The following is an 18,662-nucleotide window of genomic DNA, read 5'->3' as shown; positions in this document are numbered from 1 at the left end:
CAGTAACCGATGAAACCCTTTTTATTTTTCGGTCTTGGCCGTTTTTAATTTCAGCTCAAGATAGACGCGCGAATCCTTAGAGTATTTGTACTTCGGATTTGTTTTTCGGTATTCCTTCGACGTGTAAGCCACTTCGTAATGCGCTTCAAATGATTTGATGAGCTGTTCTATTTCTTCGGCATTTCCTGCCAGTCTGACTTGTGCCACATCTCTCCTCCGCTTTCATAAAAAAACTTGTACCATTAATTACTTTATCATAGTATATCATTTTTTTAACAGGAAAAGATAACCTCAATTAAGGAATGGAAGGCGGGTGACAGTTGATGGCGCAATCGGAATTCAAGGAATACATACACATAAATCTGGCTATGGTGCTGCCCCACCTAGAGCCGAACGATGACCTGGTTCAAAATAAAAAAATGCTTCCGAACGGGCTTGTTTTTTATTATATGTATCTGAGTGAAATGAACGATGAAGACAAAATAAAAGAAGCGATTGAAACGCTGCTGCAGGGAGAAGACACCCTGACGCTGGAGGCAGTGACGAAGCGTCTTGAACAGATTGACGCCCGTCCCGTCACTGCGGCGAAAGAAGCCGTCACTTCCATTCTGCGGGGGAAATGCGCCGTGTTTATTAACGGCCTTGATAACGTATACATTCTTTCCACGGGAAAAAGAGAAAAAAGAAGCGTGACAGAACCTACCTCCGAAAAGGTTGTAAGAGGGCCTAAGGTCGCTTTCATAGAGGATTCTGATACAAACGTCGCCATGATCAGGCAGCGGACGAACCATCCGAAGCTGAAAACGAAAAAGGTTCCGCTCGGAGAAAGCAAGTTAAAATACGCCACTGTCATGTACATAGATGATGAGGCTGACCCGTCTGTCGTCAGCGATGTTTTAAAACGCCTCAGCGAAGTGAAGCTGGACGACATTCAGGATTCCGGGACGCTTGAAGAGCTTATTGAGGATAATAAGTATTCGCCGTTTCCGCAAATACAAAATACGGAACGGCCTGATAAAGTCTCCTCCGCCTTGTTTAACGGCCGCGTCGCCATCCTTGTCGACAACTCACCGTTTGCGCTGGTGGTTCCGGCTTCTTTAGGAATGTTAATGCAGTCTCCCGACGATTATTATGAACGGTGGATTTCCGCCTCGCTCATTCGGGCGCTGCGGTTTACGTCTATTTTTATCACACTGTTTTTTTCAGCCATTTATATCGCCCTCGTCTCGTTTCACCAAGGGCTTCTGCCGACGCCGCTTGCAGTCACTATCTCGGCGAACAGAGAAAACGTTCCCTTTCCGCCCATCATTGAAGCAATGGTGATGGAAATTACGATAGAACTGCTGAGAGAAGCGGGTTTGAGGCTCCCTAACCCGCTCGGCCAGACGATCGGATTGGTGGGCGGAGTCGTCATCGGCCAGGCGGCCGTTGAAGCGAATATTGTCAGCTCCATCATGGTCATCGTGGTCAGCATTGTCGCGCTCGCTTCATTCACGGTGCCGCAGTACGGAATGGGGCTTTCATTCCGTGTGCTCCGTTTCATTTCAATGTTTGCTGCGGCAGCATTCGGGCTGTACGGCATGATTTTATTTATGCTGGCGATATACACCCATTTATCGAGACAGCGAAGCTTCGGTTCTCCATATTTCTCGCCGAATGGGTTTTTCAGCTTAAAAAACGCAAGCGATTCCATTCTCCGTCTCCCTATTAAAAATCAACCAAAAGAGGCGAAAAACGTAAATGAGCCAGAAAACAACTCACAATAAACTTACAAGCTATCAAGGGACGGCATTGATTGCCAACACGATGCTCGGGGCGGGGCTCCTCACCATGCCGCGGTCGCTGTCAGCGAGGGCAAATTCGCCGGACGGCTGGATCGCATTATGTCTGGAAGGCGTCATCTTTATCTTTTTGATTTATCTCAATACGCTCATTATGAAAAAGCATCAATACGGATCGTTTTTTGATTATATGAATGAAGGTCTCGGCAAATGGGCGGGCAATATCGTCAACCTGGTGATCTGTCTCTATTTTATAGGAGTCGCCAGCTTCGAAGCCCGTGCGATGGCGGAAATGGTCAAGTTCTTTTTATTGGAAAAAACCCCCGTGCCGGTCATGCTGATTATCTTTATCGCCTGTTCCGTTTATTTGATTATCGGCGGCATGAGTGATATCGGCAGGCTCTTTCCTTTCTATTTAATGATTACGATTATTATTTTGCTGACGGTGTTTTCCTTCAGCTTTAAAATATTTGATATAGACAACTTGCGGCCGGTGCTCGGCCAGGGATTTTCTCCCGTTATGGCCTCTTTGACCGTCGTTTCTGTTTCCTTCTTGGGCATTGAAATTATGCTGTTTCTCCCAGAGTACCTTAAAAATAAACAGCACACGTTCCGCATGTCGGCCATTGGCTTTGGCATCCCGATTATTTTATACATCATTACCTACGTGCTCGTCGTCGGCGCCTTAACCACCCAGGATGTCAAAACAATGATCTGGCCTACGATCGCGCTCTTTCAATCATTTGAAATCAAAGGGCTTTTTATCGAACGGTTCGAGTCCTTTTTACTTGTTGTCTGGATTATCCAATTTTTCGCCACCTATGTATCGTACGGATATTTCGCGACATCTGGCCTTCATAAAATTTTCGGGCTGAAGCAGAAAAAAGGCATCATCTTCGTAGGGATTGCGACATTCTTGGGGTCATTGATGCCAAAGGACGCGAACAAGCTGATGATGTTCAGTGATATTCTCGGCTATATCTTCTTAGGTTTCTTTTTGCTGCCTTTACTGATGTTTGCAGTCGTCGCTGTGAAAAGGAAGGTGAAAAAAGCGCAATGAAGAAATACATCGTAATCTTTCTTTGCTCATTGCTTTTGACGGGGTGCTGGGACAGCCGTAATATAGAAGACTTGAGCCTCGTTATCGGCGTCGGGCTCGATAAACCTGAGGAAGAAAACGTGGAAGTGACGCAGCAGATTCTGATCCCGCAAAAAGCAAGTTCCCAGCAGTCGACATCAAGCAATCCGACAAAGGTGACTTCCACTTCCGGAGAAACCGTTCACCAAGCCTTAAGGACGGCATCGTTAAAAAATCACCCCGCTTTCTCCCAGCACTTGCGCATCATGCTGTTTTCCGAAGCGCTGTTAAAGGACAACATCCCGTTTGACGCATTAATGAACCAGTTTGTCAGGGACAACGGAACGAGAAGAAGCTGCAATGTGATGACGGTGCCGGATAAAACGAAAGATATTTTCAATGTCAGCGACCAGGGGGAGCCTGCGTCAAATACCATCTATGACTTAACGGAAAATAATGCCGTCACCATCCGGATGATGGAGCCTGTGACATTGGGGGAAATATCCGAGAGAATCGCCAAGGGCGAAACCTTTGCCCTTCCTCAAGTGCGCAAAGTGGGCAGCAGACTGGAAATCTGGGGCGCTACCATTATAAAAAATAAATTCTGGTATGCGAATTTAACGCCTTTACAAGTCCAGAATATGAACCTGTTCACAGGGACGGTAAAAGGGGGCGTCACGTTTGCAAAGCATGACAATTATTATTTATCCTTCGAGGTATTTTCAAGCAAATATGATGTAAAAACACAATATAAAAACGGAAAATTCAAGTTTATCGTCACCCGGTTTGTTGAAGGCCGCCTGTCTGAGGATTGGAACCCGAAAGAAGATTCCTTCAAGGAGTCCTATATAAATGAAATCAAAAACGCGGTAAAACGAAGCATCCATTCGGATGTCATGACATTCATCGATTATCTGCAGCATGATTTAAAAGTGGATATTACCGGGTTAGGCGACCAGGTCCGCATTCATTACCCCGATAAGTGGCAAAAGGTGGCCTCTGACTGGGACCGTCATTTCAGTGAATCAGATATTGAATACAAAGTCAAAGTCGCCGTCAGAGATTTCGGAACAAAAGGAATGTCCCAATGACCTGTCCTGCGGGGAGAGTGTGCATAGCGCCGCTCTCCTTTTTTCATTTCACGAGATGATTGCGGTGGGCATATACGGCGGCCTGCGTGCGGTCACTGACATCAAGCTTTGACAATATATTCGTGATGTGGGTTTTCACCGTTTTAATCGTTATGAACAGCTCTTCCCCAATCTCTTTATTCGTCTTGCCTTCCGCGACGAGACAGAGGATTTCCAATTCTCTCTTCGTCAGCGTTTCATGCGGAAGCTGGTTCTCTGAATGGCGCAGCCTTGACAGCACTTTTCCCGCCACCTTCGATTCAAGCTTCGGTTCGCCCTTGGCAGCCGCTCTGATGGCTTCGGCTATTTCCGCCGCCTTGGACGTTTTCAGCAAATAGCTGAGCGCTCCCGCTTCGATTACCGGGTACACTTTATCGTCATCAATAAAGCTCGTCAGCACGATGATTTTCGGGTCATCGAGTTTGGCGCAGATCTGTCTCGTCGCTTCGATGCCGTCCATGCCGTCCATGACAAGATCCATTAAAATCACATCCGGCAAAAGCGCGGCGGCCAGATCAACGCCCTGCTGTCCGTCTGATGCTTCACCGGCGACTTCAATGTCCGGCTGCGCTTCTAAAAACGCGGCCAGACCCATCCTGACCATTTCATGATCATCAATCAGTAACACTCGAATCACTGTCGTTCTCTCCTTTTGTTTTCTCGTAAATCGGGACTTTCACGTCGATCTGCGTGCCTTTTCCCTTCACTGAGATAATTTCCGCTATGCCGCCGATTTCGCTCGCTCTTTCCTTGATGGAATGCAGACCGTAAGAGGAGGCTTTGACTTGATCCATTGTAAAACCCGCCCCGTTATCAATGACCTTAAGCTGAAGTTTTTGATGTTTCGCGCCGAGTCTGACGGTGACCTTGGTCGCCTTTGAATGCCTGAAAACGTTAGAAAGCGCCTCTTGTACGATTCGGAACAGATGATCTTCAACGCCTTTTGACACACCCGTGTCGCTGATATCCCACTCAATATCAAGCGGCTGCTTCGCTTTGAACTCTTTTAACAGCTCAATCAGCCCTTCTTTCAAACCTTTTCCTTCTAACGTGACGGGCCGCAGATGCAATAGCAGCGCCCTCATTTCGTTTTGCGCTTCCCCCGCCATATGTTCAACCATGCGAATCCGTTTGACGATTTTGTCATCCGCATCTTTCACCTGCTCTAAGACGGCGGATGTCATCATAGAGATGGCAAAGAGCTGCTGGCTGACGGCATCATGCAGATCGCGCGCCAGCCGCTGGCGTTCTTCAGTGATGACCGATTTTTTCATTTGGTCCTGCCATTCCGCCCGCTCGTTGGAAAGCTTTTGCAGCGATGTGACCTGCAGCTCGACCCGCTTGGCCATTTCGTTGAGCTGGTCTGCCGCCAGACCGATTTCATCATCACCGAGCGGCGGCACCCGATAAGCGAAATTGCCGTTTTCAAATTTCAAAACCGCTTCAATCAGTGTATCCATTCTTGTTTTCAGACGGCCGCCGTATACATAACCGGAAATCAGTCCGGCCGAAAGGGACGCCAAAAGCAGGATGACCACAAACGGAATACCGAACCAGCCGGAAGAAAACAAAAGCATCGGATCAAGCCCGTAATATAACAGCATCAGCGCAATAAACACCGCGCAAAGGAGCAGACTGAGCCCCGCGGTCATCAGCATGGCGCGCCACTGAATATTGGCGAGTAATTTTTTCCTCATAAATACTTCACATCCACATCGCCGATGAATAGAGAAATTGATATTTTAATCCGCCGCGGCGAGTCGCCGTACTCAGAAGACACTTTATACAGATTCGTGCTCATGCCGCTTTTCTTAGAACCGAGCAGATTCATATCGCCGATAAAAGCTGATGAACTGACGGACACTTCGATATCGGACGGGACGTACACATCAACATTGCCGATGACACCGCTGATTGTCATCGTGCTTTCTCCTTCAGGTATCATCGCCTTGGATAGATCAATTTTCACATCACCGATAAACCCGGAAACATTTAAATCATTCAGCTCAAACGGGTCCTTCATCATGCGCAGCTCGCCGATAAAAAAGCTCCGGAGATCCGGCTGTCTGCTTTCCGGCTGGACGGCAGGCTTTGGCTGTTCTTCTTTTTCAAGGCTGATTTTCTTTTCTTTATGCTCAAATACGCGCTTTCCTTTCAGGAGCCTGTAGCCCGCGTAAATGAGAAAGGCGGCGAAGGCATAGCCGAACAGGCTGAAGGTGGCGCTGAACAGGTTTCTCAAAAATAAAAAAGCGGCAAAGATATACAGGACGGAGCCGAGCCAGCCGCGGGAGTATTTATTAAAAATATAGCCTGTGATCAGAAAAAAGAGCGGCCAAAACAGGAAGTCGCCGATGCCGATAATACGTAAAAACATGCTGACGCCTAATAAGGCGATGATAAGTCCGAGAATCTGTTTTTTTGCCATGTCAGCTGCTTGCCCCTCCTTTCCTTGTCTATTGCAGTGCAATATTGCCGCTCGTCACTTTTATATCTATCGGCCTGGCGCCGCTGCCTTTCATGCCGGTGAAGGTCCCGCCTTCCTTACTCGTTTTCTCAAAGGAATAGGACGGCTGAATCCTTCCGCTTGCCGTTTCGGCGTTTACTGTAAAATCCCCGTCTTTCGGCAGGCTGATGGCTGCGCTGCCGCTCGCAAGCCTGACGGATACGGGAGCCTTCGCCGTCTCAAGCGAGGCGTCGACACTGCCGGAAGCGACCCTCACGTCAAGGGCTCCCGTCACATGATGAAGCCCGGTATGTCCTGAGGATGAGCGGACTTCCGCCGTTTCAGCCGCAAGATCGGCTGCTTCGAGATCGCCCGACAGCCCTTTCGCTTTAAACACATCCGTCTTCACATGCTTCAGCGATATGTTCCCGCTTACAGAACGGACGCCGAGATGCGCAAGAGACAGCCCCTTGTTTCCGTCAACGGAAATGCTGCCGCCTGATGTTTGGACGGTGATGTCCTGATGATACTCATACGGGATGCGGACAATCAGCAGAGGACGCTGAAAGAGATTCAAAAATTGGAATCGTTTCTCTTTCGCTTTGAGATTGAGGGTTTTCCCCCTGCTTTGGACAAACATTTTCCCCGCCGGTCCGGTCATGTTTGCCGCGATGTCATTCCGCTCTTCCGCAATGATTTTCACATCCGTCTGTTCCGACGAAACGGACAGGCTTTTGACGGCATGAGGCGGCACGCTTGCCGATACCGATTCTGTTTCGTACAGCGAAAACAAACGCCCGGCAAACACTTCTTTCACCAAAAACAGACAGCAGATCAAAACGGACGCCGCCATCAGCCCTTTGGCAATCTTACGCTTCATTACGTTCCATCCTTTTTCATTCATTTTATTATAAAGGAAAAGCCGGATAATTGATACGTGCGTATAGGGAAGAGGCGTAAAAGCGCCGACCTTCCCTTGTGCACATTATTCATGAGCCGCTTTTTGATGCTCTGTTTTCTCCAGAGAAAGCGAGCGCATTTTTTCAAGCTCAGCTTCGACCTCGTCCGAATATTGCGAGCGGCTGTGTTCTGTATTCGCCTCAGCTGAAGTGCCGTATTTGACGCGGACTTCCATTTCTTCAATGCGGTTTTCCATTCGGAGAAACTCTCTGTAGGCGCTTTCGCTGTCAATCTTGTCAAAAGAAGCATTCATATGTTCCTTCGCTTTTGCTGCGTTGGCGCGGGCGATGAGCGCCTGTTTTTTATCCTTTACGTCGCGAAGACGCGTTTCCAGGGTTTCCAGCTGTTCTTTCAGCTCGGCCAGCTGTGTTTTCGCCTGCTCGTACGCTTTTTCATGTTCGGCCGCTTTTCCCTCAAGGTATTTCATTTCAGTCAAAGCCTTTTTCGCAAGCTCCTCTTCCCCGGCGTCAAAAGCAAGCTGAGCCTGATTTTTCCGCTTTGCCGCCGTTTCGGAAGCGTCCTCCTGTTTTTTCTTAAACTGATGGACGATCGTGTGCTGTTTGACGATCGTTTGTTTCGCCTTGGCGATGTCACCTTCCATATCACGCACATATTGATTCAGCATGACTTTCGGATTTTCTAATTTATCAAGCCCTTCGTTAACAGATGCGACGAACATATCTCTTATTCTTTTTAAGACCATTTTGTCTTCCTCCTTATTTTTTCTTCAAAAATTCTTCCCATTCAGAGTCAAAGCCGGATTGGTAGCCCGGTGATGCCGCTTCGGGTTCATACTGGCGGGAAGCGGTGTCTGAGCCGCCCTGCTTCATCATTTTCCATCCGCCATACACCATGGCGCCGGCCAGTCCGATGGCAACGATAAATGGAAGAGAGCCGACAAGAATCATAGCTCCGATGACGCCCGCGATGATACCGGATACGGCGCTGCCATTTGAGAAACGTTTGATTCCCCAGTAAAGCATCAGGCCTCCGATCGCCAGCGGGATGATAAACGCGAAGTGGCCTCCTCCGAAAAAGACAGAAAGTCCGAACACAATCAGCAGAAAGCCGCCTGCCGTTTTTACATTTATATTCATGCAGATCCTCCTTTCGATTTCCTTGTCTTTACTATAAACAAATCCCCCGGCCGGCAAAACGAATCAGAGATTGATTTTCATATCAGACCGGAGTCGTATAAGCCCCCCGACCCTTACGACAAAAAAACGCCGCTGCACCGGACGGCGCAGGGCGTTTTACAAGAATGCTATATTCTGATGCTCGCTTCTTTTTCCTTGATGAGATCAGTGCGTTCCGCTTTGGCAAGCTTCGTAAAGAACAATATCCCGAGACCTGACAGGACTTCAACAAGACCGCCGGCGGCAATGACTTTTCCGGGACCGAAGGCGTTAGCCGCATACCCGCAAAGAACCGCACCGAGCGGAATGGATATGTTGGAGATCATATGGATGACGGCATAGACCTGCGGCTGATCATCATGGTCCACAGACGTTTGAATAATGGTATACTCCGGCACATTTATGGCGCTGACGGCCGATCCGAACGCAAACGCCGCAAGGAAGACGAGCGGCAGAAACGTGTTGATGCCGGTGATGAAAAATGCCGCCCCTTCTATGATTCCCGCTGACACAAACAGGAGACCGTATTTGTTCACCTTCACCTTAGCCAAAATAAAACCCATTAAAAAAGCTCCGCCCGTGCCTGTCGCTTTCAGAAGCGAGTAAATGATCGGCGGCATATGTAAATCTTCGGCGACGTAAACGGCGGAAAGCGCCTCCCACGGAGCGGCCGCAAAGTTCATGAAAATACAATAGATGGCGAGCGGGTATAAAATCTGGTGTTTTCTGACGAGCACAAAACCCCGTTTAAGCCTTCCGAAATACGTCCCGCGCTGTCTGACGGCGGCGGTATCCTGTTTGTCATGCTGAACTTGGTATGACATAAAGAGTACGAGAAAACCTGATAGAAGATAGAATATAAGTGCGATAAACAAAGAATAGGCGGGACTGATAAATGTTAAAAACACCCCGCTCAGCGTAATGGCGGCAAGCCTGACGATCTGGCCTGATGACTGGATGACCGCATTCGCTTTCTGCAGGCTGTTTTCTCCGACAATATTGGGGATTAAAGAGATAGATGCAGGATTATAAGCAGCTCCGGTGGCTGAATGCACAATCATGAGAAGCATCACAAACCATAAAGGAGAAAAACCGTTAAAATAACAGACCGGAATGATTAACACGACCGCCGCGCGCGTGAGGTCTGAAAAATACATCCAGAATTTCAGCGTATGCTGCTTCATAAAAGGCCCGGTAATCGGCGCCAGCATCGCCTCCGGAAGGAACGTAACCGCAATTAACAGCGCCGTGCCGATCGCCCCTTCACCGTCAAAAATCAAAAACCAGAGAATGGAATTAAAGGCAAAACCGTCTCCCGACAATTTAACAAGCCTTGAGATAAACAGAAAGGTGAAATTTTTATTCCAGATGCTCTCGCTCTTATGATTTGTATCCATCTATCAAATCCCCCATTTTTTTACAATGTTTCTTATAATATCTCATTTTTTAATTTTTCAGTCAATAATGCATAAGATACATTTTCCTTCTGGCAATAAGGGTTCAATTGATGGATATCGCCGTTAAAAACAGCCGGCTTCCTCTCGCCGGCTGAATCAAAACGTTATTCATCTTCACGGAATACTGCGGCGCTTCTTTCATACTCTATATCTTTCACGCCATGTCTTGCGTTGACTGCTCTTGCCGCCGCGAAAAAATAATCAGACAGGCGGTTCAAGTAACACATCACCGTGTCATTTATCTCTTCTGTTCTGCCCAGTTTCACGATGAGACGCTCCGCCCGTCTTGTGACGGTCCTGGCAATGTGAAGCTGAGCAGCCGCCTTATGCCCGCCCGGAAGAATAAATTTTTCAAGCGGAGGCGCTTCAGCGGTATAACGGTCTATGCAGTCTTCCAGTACGGTAATAGATTTCTCTCTTAATGTATAGCTCTTATTCTCCGTGACAGTCGCCAAGTCGGCGCCGCAGTCAAACAGCTCATGCTGAATGTTTCTGAGTTCGGCTTTCAGATCACCGCAATTCTCACAATCATCAAGCTCCGCAAGCGCAAGCCCGATAAAGCTGTTCAGCTCATCGATCGTCCCGTAGCTCTCAACCCGCAGACTGTCTTTATCCGTTCTGCCGCCGATCAGGCTTGTCTGTCCTTTATCGCCGGTTTTCGTATACAGCTTCATCGTTCTGTTCCTCCTTTTTCCGCCGCTTTTACACATGCCGCGGTTCCTCTTCTCACAGCTTTTTCCGCATGGCGGACGTCCATTACCTTTCCTGTCTGCAAGGCACAAATGACAATGTCGCCGTTTGCCTGTCTGCCGGAAAGAGCCTGCATTCTCGCTTCCGTTGCTGCCGTTAACAGCCGTACAAATCCTTGTTCAGATAAGCGGCCGCTGATGAGTACCCAAACGGTGTGCCTGGCGGTCACGGCAATCGTTATCGAATCAAACGTCCGGCAGACAAAACCAGCCGCCGCTGATCCGGTAAGCCGGCGGCTCCACGAAAAGCCTGAGCCGTCAGATGCGGTTGACAACATTCTGAACGGACGGTCTGTTTGAAGCGTTACGGTATTTCCGCTTTTGTTTATCAAAGAGGCGAACGGAACGCTGGCGGACTCTCTTTCCTCCCGCACTTCCGGCATGAAGGCGATCAGCGGTTTCGGTGACGCTTTTTGGCCGACAGCACTGACGGTGATGCCGTAAATGTCTTCAATCGTTTCTTTTTTCAAAGCCTGATCCGGCGTCTGCTTCGAAAAAGCTCGTCCGTCTTTCATCATCAGGAGCTGATCACAGTATTGTCCTGCGGCGTTGAGGTCGTGAAAAATACTGATGACCGTCAGGCCGCTTTCTCTCGTCAGCCGCTTCACCGTATCAAGCAGGTCTTTTTGATATTTGAGATCAAGAAATGTCGTCGGCTCATCCAGACACAGCACCTCAGGCTGCTGAGCCAGCGCCTGCGCCAGAAAGACGCGCTGCCGCTCCCCGCCGCTCAGATTGCGGACGGGTTGCTGCGCATATCGGTCGATGCCGGTCATTTCCATCGCTTCCCGGACAATGTCTTCGTCATGTTGATCCATCTGTCTGAAGAGCCCCTTTTGATACGGGTATCTGCCGAAAGACACCGTTTCCTTCACGGTAAATGAAAAGGCTTGCTCCGTATGCTGCGGCAAAACGGCCATGATTTTCGCAAGCTCCCGCGGCTTGTATCTGCCCACGGGCCTGCCTGCGACAAGCACTTCGCCTTTTGACGGAGAAAGCATCCCCGTCAGCAATTTCATCAGCGTTGTTTTTCCTGAGCCGTTCGGACCGAGTATGCCGACAAATTCACCCTTTCCGGCGGTAAAGCTGACATCCTCTACAATCATCCGGCCTCCGTACCCGCCGGACAGGCCGCTCACCCTGATCATAAGCGTTTCCCTCCATGATGCTGGCGAAGCAGAATCAAGGCAAATACAGGCGCTCCCGCCAAAGCCGTCATAATGCCGATCGGCAATTCGACAGGTTCAATGACGGTGCGGGAAAACAAATCAGCCAAAATGAGAAAACCGGCGCCCGTCAATGCTGACAGCGGGAGTAAATGGCGATGATCCGTTCCCCATAAAAGCCGTGTCACATGGGGAATGACAAGGCCGACAAATCCGATTGTCCCCGATACGGCAACCGCTCCTCCCGTCAGCAGAGATCCGGCGGCGATCATCAGCAGTTTTCTTTTTCCCGTACTGACGCCTAACAGCCTTGCCTTTTCTTCTCCATAAGTCATAATGTTTAATTCTCTGCCATTGATAAGCAGAAGCGCCGTCCCGGCCAGAAAAAAAGGCAGAAACAGCGCGACATAGCCCCAGCCCCTCATTGACACGCTTCCTAACAGCCAGCGCACAATCGGGAGCAGGTCATTTCCCGTTAAAGCGATCACAAGCGAAATGAGAGCTCCGAGAAAAGAATTCATGATGATGCCTGTCAAAATGAGCGTCGAAACAGACAGCGACGCATGAACGAGACGGCTGAAAAACAGAACCGCCGCCATGACCGCAATGGCTGCGGCGATGCTGACAACCGGAAGTGTGAACCGGCCGATGACTGGAATCTGGAAGCCGAAAAATAAGGTGATCACGGCTCCCGCCGAAGCTCCCGAAGACACCCCGAGTGTATAAGGGTCGGCGAGCGGATTTTTCAGAAGTCCTTGAAACGCCGCTCCCGCAATGGATAACGCGGCTCCGACAAGGGCGGCCAGAACGACTCTCGGCAGGCGGATATTCATCATAATATTGACATTCATAGGGTCAGCCGAGGATGTCCGGCCGACCCCGATCCAAAAAACGTCGGATAAAGGAATATGCAGACTGCCGATTGAAATGCCAAACGCCGCACAAACGGCTAAAAACAGCAGGCTGACCGCGTAAGCAAGCGGCCGGTTACTTTTTAAACGTTTCAGGATAAACGCTTTCCGCAAGCTTCTCGACCCCTTTTACAAGGCGCGGGCCTGAGCGTGTGACAAGGTCAGGATCAACAGAATAGACGTTGTGGTGTTTGACCGCATTGACGGCACCCCAGCCGGCGCGTTTTTCCACTTCAGCGGCCTTTACGCCGTCTGTCGTAATGATGACGTCCGGATTCATTTTGACAATCGCTTCATCCGTCAGCTGCACCCAGCCGGTCTGGCTGCCGGCGGCGTTTTTCGCATGTATATCTTCAAGCATTTCGTTCATAAACGTGCCCTTTCCCGTTGTATAGCCGTCAGGAGAAACCTCGACGAATACTTTCTTTTCATCTTTTTCAGAAATCGCCGCCGCTTTCTTTTCTATGCCGGAAAGGTCGGATTTCATCTTTTTGATCAACTTGTCCGCCTGCTTTTCTTTGCCGGCTGCTTTTCCGATCATACTGATTGATTTGTACACGTCTTGGAACGATTGCGCATCATTGACCGTTAAGACGGTGATGCCCGCATCTTTTAACTGCTTCATCGCATCGGCGGAAGCAGACATTGAGGACGCGTGGGCCAGCACGAGATCCGGCTTCAGCGCGATGACTTTCTCAGCGTTTACATTCATATCTCCGACTTTCGGTTTTTTTACAGCTTCTTTCGGATATGTATCATTTGTCGTGACGCCTGCGACCTTATCTCCCAGTCCGAGCGCGTATGTAATTTCCGTATTGCTCGGCATGAGGGAGACGATTTTTTTGGGCGCCTGCTTCATGGTTACTTTGTCATTTGCGGCATCCTTGATAGTTACCGGGAATGCCTCGGTTGAAACGGCTTTTTGTTTGGCCGCGCTTCCTTCTTCTTGCGCGCCGGAACAGCCGGCGGTCACAACGGCGGTGACAAAGAGCGCCGCCCAGACGGCAGTGATCTTCTTCATTCTTTTAACTCCCCCTGATTACGGTAAACGATTGTCTTCTTGACATTCGTATCCTTTTTTCGCAGTAATTATACTATAAGTCTTGAAGGCTTGTATATCCGGCCTTTTTTGCATGAAAGCAAATGATTCGTAAACACTAAAATTCATCATGTATACTGTTACACAGTCGAGTAAAAAGGAGGATCATCATGGAATTACAGCTTGAACGAAAACTCGTGTTAATCACAGGATCAACTTCCGGCATCGGAAAAGCCGCGGCAAAAAGCTTTTTAACCGAAGGCGCCGAGGTGATTGTAAACGGAAGAAAAAAAGAAACCGTTGAACGGACGGTTGAGGAGCTTTCCGCTTACGGAACGGTTCACGGCATCGCCGCAGATTTATCGCGCCAGGAGGAGGCCGATGACCTGATTAAGCGCGCCGCCGGAATCGGGGAAGTCGATATTCTCGTTAATAACCTCGGTTTTTTCGAAGTAAAGGACTTCGCGGATGTATCTGATGACGAATGGACCCGGTATTTTGAAGTGAATGTCATGAGCGCCGTGCGCCTGTGCCGGCGTTTTCTGCCGCAAATGCTTGAAAGAAACAGCGGACGGATTTTGAACATCTCCAGTGAAGCCGGTGTCAAACCGCTTGCGCAAATGATTCCGTATTCAATGACGAAAACAGCGTTAATCAGCTTGTCACGGGGAATGGCGGAAATGACAAAAGGCACGAATGTCACGGTAAACTCCGTGCTGCCCGGACCGACATGGACCGAAGGCGTCGCTTCTTACATGGAAGGAGCCGCAAAGGCCGCCGGAGAAGATACGGACAGCTTCGTTCGGGATTATTTTAAAGTGAATGAACCGACATCTTTGATCCAGCGCTATGCGACCCCGGAAGAAGTCGCCAATACGATTGTATTTCTCGCTTCAGCTGCGGCATCTGCCATTAACGGCACCGCACAGCGGGTTGAAGGCGGCATCATCCGCTCCATTTAACAAAAAAAGCCCGGCACAATGGGACCATTCCCATATGCCAGGGCTTTTTTACATGATGCCTGCAAACGGAACCGGCTCCCAGCCGCCCGTCTCAAGCTCTGCGGAAAACAGGCCGCCCGCATGCGGCTGTTCAAGTCTTTCGGCTTCCGTCAATTTTTCCGTCGCGGTCGTAATGTATAATGTGTTGAGCTCCCTGCCTCCGAACGCACAGCAGGTGACGTATTTTGCGGGAACTTCAATAGATGCAATTTCCTTATGCGAAAACGGGTCAATCCGGACGGCACGGCCGCCTCCGAACAGAGCCACCCACAGCATTCCGTCCCGGTCAATGGTCATCCCGTCGGGAGATCCTTGCGACTCCGGAAAGCGGTAGACTGTTTTCGGATCTGATACGGCTCCGGTTTCAGGATCGTATGCATAACAGACGATTTCCTGCGTCGGAGTATCAATATAGTACATCAGGTTTCGGTCCCGATCCCAATCCAAACCGTTCGAAGTGGAGACCTGGTCTTTTATTTTGGCAAGACTGCCGTCCGTATTCAGACGGTACAGCGAAGCCTCCTCTTCTTTGCCTTCCATGCTCGTCGTCCCCGCCCATAATCTTCCGGACGGGTCGCATTTTGCGTCATTAAAACGGATATCTTCCCGCATATCTTTCGGCTGCTTCATCTTCGTCAATGTGTCTTCCCGGAGATTGTACAGGTAAAATCCGTCTTTCATCGTCATCACCAGCTCTTCCTTTGAATACAAGGCCAGAGCCGTGACAAATGATTTGAATTTAACGGAACGGTTGATTCCGTCAGCCGGAGTAAAAATATGGAGCTGGCTGCCCAGTATATCCACCCAGTACAGGCATTGCTTGTCCTTATCCCATAAAGGGCCTTCTCCTATAACTGCTCTCGTATCTGCTCGTAATGCTGCTTCCATGTGTGAACACCTCTTCTTTTGCTTGTCAGTCTTCTATTGTTATTCCCGACAAAGCGGCGTCCAAACTCAATCTTTCTTAAAAAGAATCGTAATCACCGTTCCGGCGCTGATTCTGCTGTTGACATGAATGGTTCCGTTATGAAGGTGAACCAGCTCCTTGGCAATGGCGAGCCCGAGCCCAGTTCCTTCTGACGGCCCCTTCGTATTCGTTCCCCGGTAATAACGGTTAAACAGCTGGTGAATCGTTTCGTCGTCCATTCCTCTTCCGTTATCTTTCACCTTCAGAATGAGCTGTTCTGCTGATTCCTCAAGCACGACCCGAATGGCGGTCCCTTTCTCATTATGCTTTACCGCGTTTGCCAGCAGATTCTCCAGAATACGGCGGAACCATGCTTCATCAATGGCGAAAAGAATGTCTTCCTTTTTGGTTTCAAAGGCGATGTCATAGCCTTCCGAGAACGTGTTTTTCGTGAAATCGTTCGTGACGTTTCTGATAAACGGAACGATGTTGATCAGGCGCCGTTCGATCGGGAGGGCGGCGTTTTTCAGACGGTATGTCAAGTTCAAGTCCTCAATCAGCTTCGACATATATTCTGATTTTTCCCGGACGATCTGCCCCATTTCTTTGACTTCTTCCGGGGTCCAGTCGTATTGCTTCGATTCAAGCATCATGCTGTAGCCGTAAATCGTGCTCAGCGGGGTTTTCAAGTCATGGCTCAGCCCGGCGATCCACTCTTCCCTTGTCGCCTGGATTTTTTCTCTGTTTTTCTTATCCCGCTTCAGCGTGTCCGTCAGCTGATCCATTGATTCGAAAATCTCAGCGAAAAAGCGGAACGGCTGCTTTGTTTTGCCCTTTTTATTTTTGCTGACCGGCTGTCCTTTGCGGTTCTTCGGCTCTTCAAGCCGGCCCTTTGATAAATTGACGAGCCATTTGATGGTATGAAACAGCGGCCAGCCGAAACGGAAAGAGTACCAGATGGTCAGGATGCAGATCATCAATACTAAGACTCCGATCAAGAGGAAGAGGGTTTTCAACACATTTCTCAGAAATGACTTGTTAAACTCATGATCGGGAATGTACACAGGGTTCGGCACAGAAGCGACCATCCATTTCGTTTTATCGAGCCTTTTAAAAGAAATTTCCCGCTTGTAATTCCACGGTTTGGAATTGTATTTCAGCAATTCAAGCTCATTGACGGTGTTCCGCTCTTTTTTTGTGCTGTTGATATCCCCGAGCAGTCTGCCGCTGTCTTCGAGAAGGTAGACCGCCCCTTTTTCCCGTTTAATATAATCAACCGTGCTTTTTTTATATTGAGAAAGAGAAGCGAGGGATGGCTCCTGGGACTCGATGTAAGTGAGAAGCTGCTCACTGGCGGATTTCCAGCCGAACAGAATCAGATAGGTCTCATCATTAATCGTGACCGTCCAGTAGTTCAGCTTATAGTTGTCAAAATTCCGATACTGATAAATGGATAAGAGATCTTTTCTGCTGTAATGGCTCGGGACGTCTTTCGGCACTCTGTACGCGTAGTCCGTTTTTTCTTTGTCATTAATGATCTGCAGCCAGCCCTTCTGCTTTCTGACCGACATCTTTAAAAATTCATCGACATCCCATGTGCCGTCTTCGTTTTTATCAAGCCACGCTTCAAACGAGTCTGCCGTCGCTTTAGTAAGTCCTGCATTGGCTTCCGCTTCGCTGAAACGCCAATCCAAATAGAAGAAAGAAGCGACGGCCAAAACGGACATCAGCAGGATGACAAGCAGCAGCTGACCGAAAAAGTGAAGCAGAAATTTTCCGCGCATTCTCATGAGCGGGTTCCTTTTTCTCCTTGATCGGGAATAAACCGATAACCGAGGCCGCGCACCGTCACAATATAGGACGGATTGCTGGGGTCTTTTTCAATCTTTTCTCTGAGCTTGCGGATGTGAACCATGACGGTGTTGTTGTCGCCGTAAGACGGATAGCCCCATACTTTTTCATAGATCTGGTCTTTAGAGAGCACCACATCAGGATGTTCACAGAAATATTGAAGCAATTGCAGAAGCTGTGCGGAGCAGCTGACGGGCTCGCCCCCGACGATCAGCTCGGCGTTTTGCGGCGAATAGGAAAAATGGCTGTATGAGTACGTTTTCTCTTCGCGCTTATAGGTTCTCTTCAACGTCGCCCTGATCCGCGCCGCCAATTCAAGCGGATTAAACGGCTTTGTTATATAATCGTCAGCTCCCAATGCAAATCCTGACAGCTTATCCGCATCAGACGACCGGGCAGTCAGAAAAAAGATCGGAGCGTCGGTATAGTTCCGGATTTCGGCGCATGCCTCAAAACCGGACATGCCTTCCATCATCACATCCAGCACGAGCAGATCCGCTGTCTCATGTTTAACAAACTCAATCGCTTCCTCTGCGCTGCCTGCTGTCTTAATGTTGTGATAGCCTTCTTTGACGAGAACGCGCTTGACCATATCAACGATCGCCTTCTCATCGTCTACAATTAAAATTGACGCATTTTCCACCTTGGACGTTCCTTTCTCTTTGTTTTTTTCATCATATCATTATATGGATAAGATTTGGTACTTTTTTAGTGCGGAGGTCTTGTGGGGAAACAGAAAAGAAAAACGAGACCGGACATCTCCTCTCGTTTTTCTCGCGGTGTCAGAGCGGAATCCTAATCATCCCGCCGCTTTGTCAGGAGCTTTCATTTATAAGATGAAGAATAAATTCCCAAAATCCCGGCACTTCCTGGCATAACAGCATGTCCGCTTTCTCAACGATTTTAATCTTCAATTCCTGTTCCAGATCTTCTCTTTCCTGGTAAGACGTATTGCTCAGTTTTTTTTTTATCATTGGCGAAAAACGCGAAATTAAAAGTTCCATTTCGTCGATATCTGTTTTCCCCTTGTTGAAGTCAAATGGCCCGTTCACT

General features: G+C 48.9%; 20 protein-coding genes. 4 read left to right on the top strand and 16 right to left on the bottom strand.

The features are described 5' to 3' along the window. Positions 1-21: 21 nt before the first annotated feature. Complete coding sequence (locus Y79_RS0112455; protein WP_016937977.1) at positions 22-207, bottom strand: YvzF family protein; 186 nt, start codon at positions 205-207, stop codon at positions 22-24. A 116-nt stretch (positions 208-323) separates the two neighbouring features. Here Y79_RS0112455 and Y79_RS0112450 point away from each other — a divergent pair, with 116 nt between their 5' ends. The 3 genes from Y79_RS0112450 to Y79_RS0112440 are packed head-to-tail and all read left to right on the top strand — an operon-like array spanning position 324 to position 3,950. Then, positions 324-1,766 (top strand): spore germination receptor protein GerAA, encoded by a 1,443-nt coding sequence (locus tag Y79_RS0112450; RefSeq protein WP_016937976.1) that lies wholly within the window; start codon positions 324-326, stop codon positions 1,764-1,766. Continuing rightward, a complete protein-coding gene (locus Y79_RS0112445) occupies positions 1,741-2,841 on the top strand; it encodes a spore germination protein (RefSeq protein ID WP_016937975.1) in 1,101 nt (366 codons plus the stop codon). Before Y79_RS0112450 ends, Y79_RS0112445 begins: the two co-directional genes overlap by 26 nt. Next, positions 2,838-3,950 carry a Ger(x)C family spore germination protein gene (locus tag Y79_RS0112440; RefSeq protein ID WP_016937974.1) on the top strand — a complete coding sequence of 371 codons (1,113 nt, stop codon included), beginning with the start codon at positions 2,838-2,840 and terminating at the stop codon, positions 3,948-3,950. Before Y79_RS0112445 ends, Y79_RS0112440 begins: the two co-directional genes overlap by 4 nt. A gap of 43 nt (positions 3,951-3,993) precedes the next feature. On the opposite strand, the gene liaR is transcribed toward Y79_RS0112440, so the two are convergent. The 11 genes from liaR to Y79_RS0112385 form a co-directional block, all read right to left on the bottom strand. Then, entirely contained in the window at positions 3,994-4,626 is a 633-nt protein-coding gene (gene liaR, locus Y79_RS0112435) for a two-component system response regulator LiaR (RefSeq protein ID WP_016937973.1), read from the bottom strand. Further along, entirely contained in the window at positions 4,604-5,686 is a 1,083-nt protein-coding gene (liaS, locus tag Y79_RS0112430) for a two-component system sensor histidine kinase LiaS (RefSeq protein WP_016937972.1), read from the bottom strand. The genes liaR and liaS overlap by 23 nt, the downstream gene beginning before the upstream one ends. Then, positions 5,683-6,414, bottom strand: a complete 732-nt coding sequence (gene liaF / locus Y79_RS0112425) for a cell wall-active antibiotics response protein LiaF (RefSeq protein WP_016937971.1) — start codon at positions 6,412-6,414, stop codon at positions 5,683-5,685. The genes liaS and liaF overlap by 4 nt, the downstream gene beginning before the upstream one ends. Before the next feature lie 28 nt (positions 6,415-6,442). Next, on the bottom strand, positions 6,443-7,312 hold the full coding sequence (gene liaG, locus Y79_RS0112420) for a LiaG family protein (protein WP_016937970.1): 870 nt from the start codon (positions 7,310-7,312) through the stop codon (positions 6,443-6,445). 105 nt (positions 7,313-7,417) lie between these two features. Continuing rightward, positions 7,418-8,095, bottom strand: a complete 678-nt coding sequence (gene liaH / locus Y79_RS0112415) for a stress responsive protein LiaH (RefSeq protein ID WP_016937969.1) — start codon at positions 8,093-8,095, stop codon at positions 7,418-7,420. A 13-nt stretch (positions 8,096-8,108) separates the two neighbouring features. After that, on the bottom strand, positions 8,109-8,489 hold the full coding sequence (locus Y79_RS0112410) for a protein liaI (protein WP_016937968.1): 381 nt from the start codon (positions 8,487-8,489) through the stop codon (positions 8,109-8,111). Positions 8,490-8,656: 167 nt separating this feature from the next. Further along, on the bottom strand, positions 8,657-9,925 hold the full coding sequence (locus Y79_RS0112405; protein ID WP_016937967.1) for an MFS transporter: 1,269 nt from the start codon (positions 9,923-9,925) through the stop codon (positions 8,657-8,659). Between the two features lie 164 nt (positions 9,926-10,089). Continuing rightward, positions 10,090-10,659, bottom strand: a complete 570-nt coding sequence (locus tag Y79_RS0112400; RefSeq protein WP_016937966.1) for a cob(I)yrinic acid a,c-diamide adenosyltransferase — start codon at positions 10,657-10,659, stop codon at positions 10,090-10,092. Beyond that, positions 10,656-11,882: an ABC transporter ATP-binding protein gene (locus Y79_RS0112395; RefSeq protein ID WP_016937965.1), complete on the bottom strand. Its 1,227-nt coding sequence runs from the start codon at positions 11,880-11,882 to the stop codon at positions 10,656-10,658. The genes Y79_RS0112400 and Y79_RS0112395 overlap by 4 nt, the downstream gene beginning before the upstream one ends. Beyond that, a complete protein-coding gene (locus Y79_RS0112390; RefSeq protein ID WP_016937964.1) occupies positions 11,879-12,925 on the bottom strand; it encodes a FecCD family ABC transporter permease in 1,047 nt (348 codons plus the stop codon). The genes Y79_RS0112395 and Y79_RS0112390 overlap by 4 nt, the downstream gene beginning before the upstream one ends. Beyond that, positions 12,888-13,832 carry an ABC transporter substrate-binding protein gene (locus Y79_RS0112385; protein WP_016937963.1) on the bottom strand — a complete coding sequence of 315 codons (945 nt, stop codon included), beginning with the start codon at positions 13,830-13,832 and terminating at the stop codon, positions 12,888-12,890. The genes Y79_RS0112390 and Y79_RS0112385 overlap by 38 nt, the downstream gene beginning before the upstream one ends. A gap of 188 nt (positions 13,833-14,020) precedes the next feature. Between Y79_RS0112385 and Y79_RS0112380 the strand changes: the two genes are divergently transcribed. Further along, complete coding sequence (locus tag Y79_RS0112380; protein WP_016937962.1) at positions 14,021-14,812, top strand: SDR family NAD(P)-dependent oxidoreductase; 792 nt, start codon at positions 14,021-14,023, stop codon at positions 14,810-14,812. A 48-nt stretch (positions 14,813-14,860) separates the two neighbouring features. Here Y79_RS0112380 and Y79_RS0112375 read toward each other — a convergent pair whose 3' ends face one another. From Y79_RS0112375 to rsoA, 4 genes are all read right to left on the bottom strand, one after another. Continuing rightward, positions 14,861-15,739, bottom strand: coding sequence for an SMP-30/gluconolactonase/LRE family protein (locus Y79_RS0112375; protein WP_016937961.1), 879 nt, complete (start codon positions 15,737-15,739; stop codon positions 14,861-14,863). Positions 15,740-15,805: 66 nt separating this feature from the next. Further along, positions 15,806-17,548 (bottom strand): HAMP domain-containing sensor histidine kinase, encoded by a 1,743-nt coding sequence (locus Y79_RS0112370; protein ID WP_016937960.1) that lies wholly within the window; start codon positions 17,546-17,548, stop codon positions 15,806-15,808. Beyond that, complete coding sequence (locus Y79_RS0112365) at positions 17,545-18,252, bottom strand: response regulator transcription factor (protein WP_016937959.1); 708 nt, start codon at positions 18,250-18,252, stop codon at positions 17,545-17,547. Before Y79_RS0112365 ends, Y79_RS0112370 begins: the two co-directional genes overlap by 4 nt. Before the next feature lie 172 nt (positions 18,253-18,424). After that, positions 18,425-18,661, bottom strand: coding sequence for a sigma-O factor regulator RsoA (gene rsoA, locus Y79_RS0112360; protein WP_016937958.1), 237 nt, complete (start codon positions 18,659-18,661; stop codon positions 18,425-18,427). Position 18,662: the final 1 nt, after the last annotated feature.

Origin of the sequence: Bacillus siamensis KCTC 13613 (assembly GCF_000262045.1) — a bacterium.
Taxonomy (GTDB): Bacteria; Bacillota; Bacilli; order Bacillales; family Bacillaceae; genus Bacillus; species Bacillus siamensis.
Note: the sequence above shows the minus strand (reverse complement) of the source record. Positions and strands in the feature narration are given on the sequence as shown.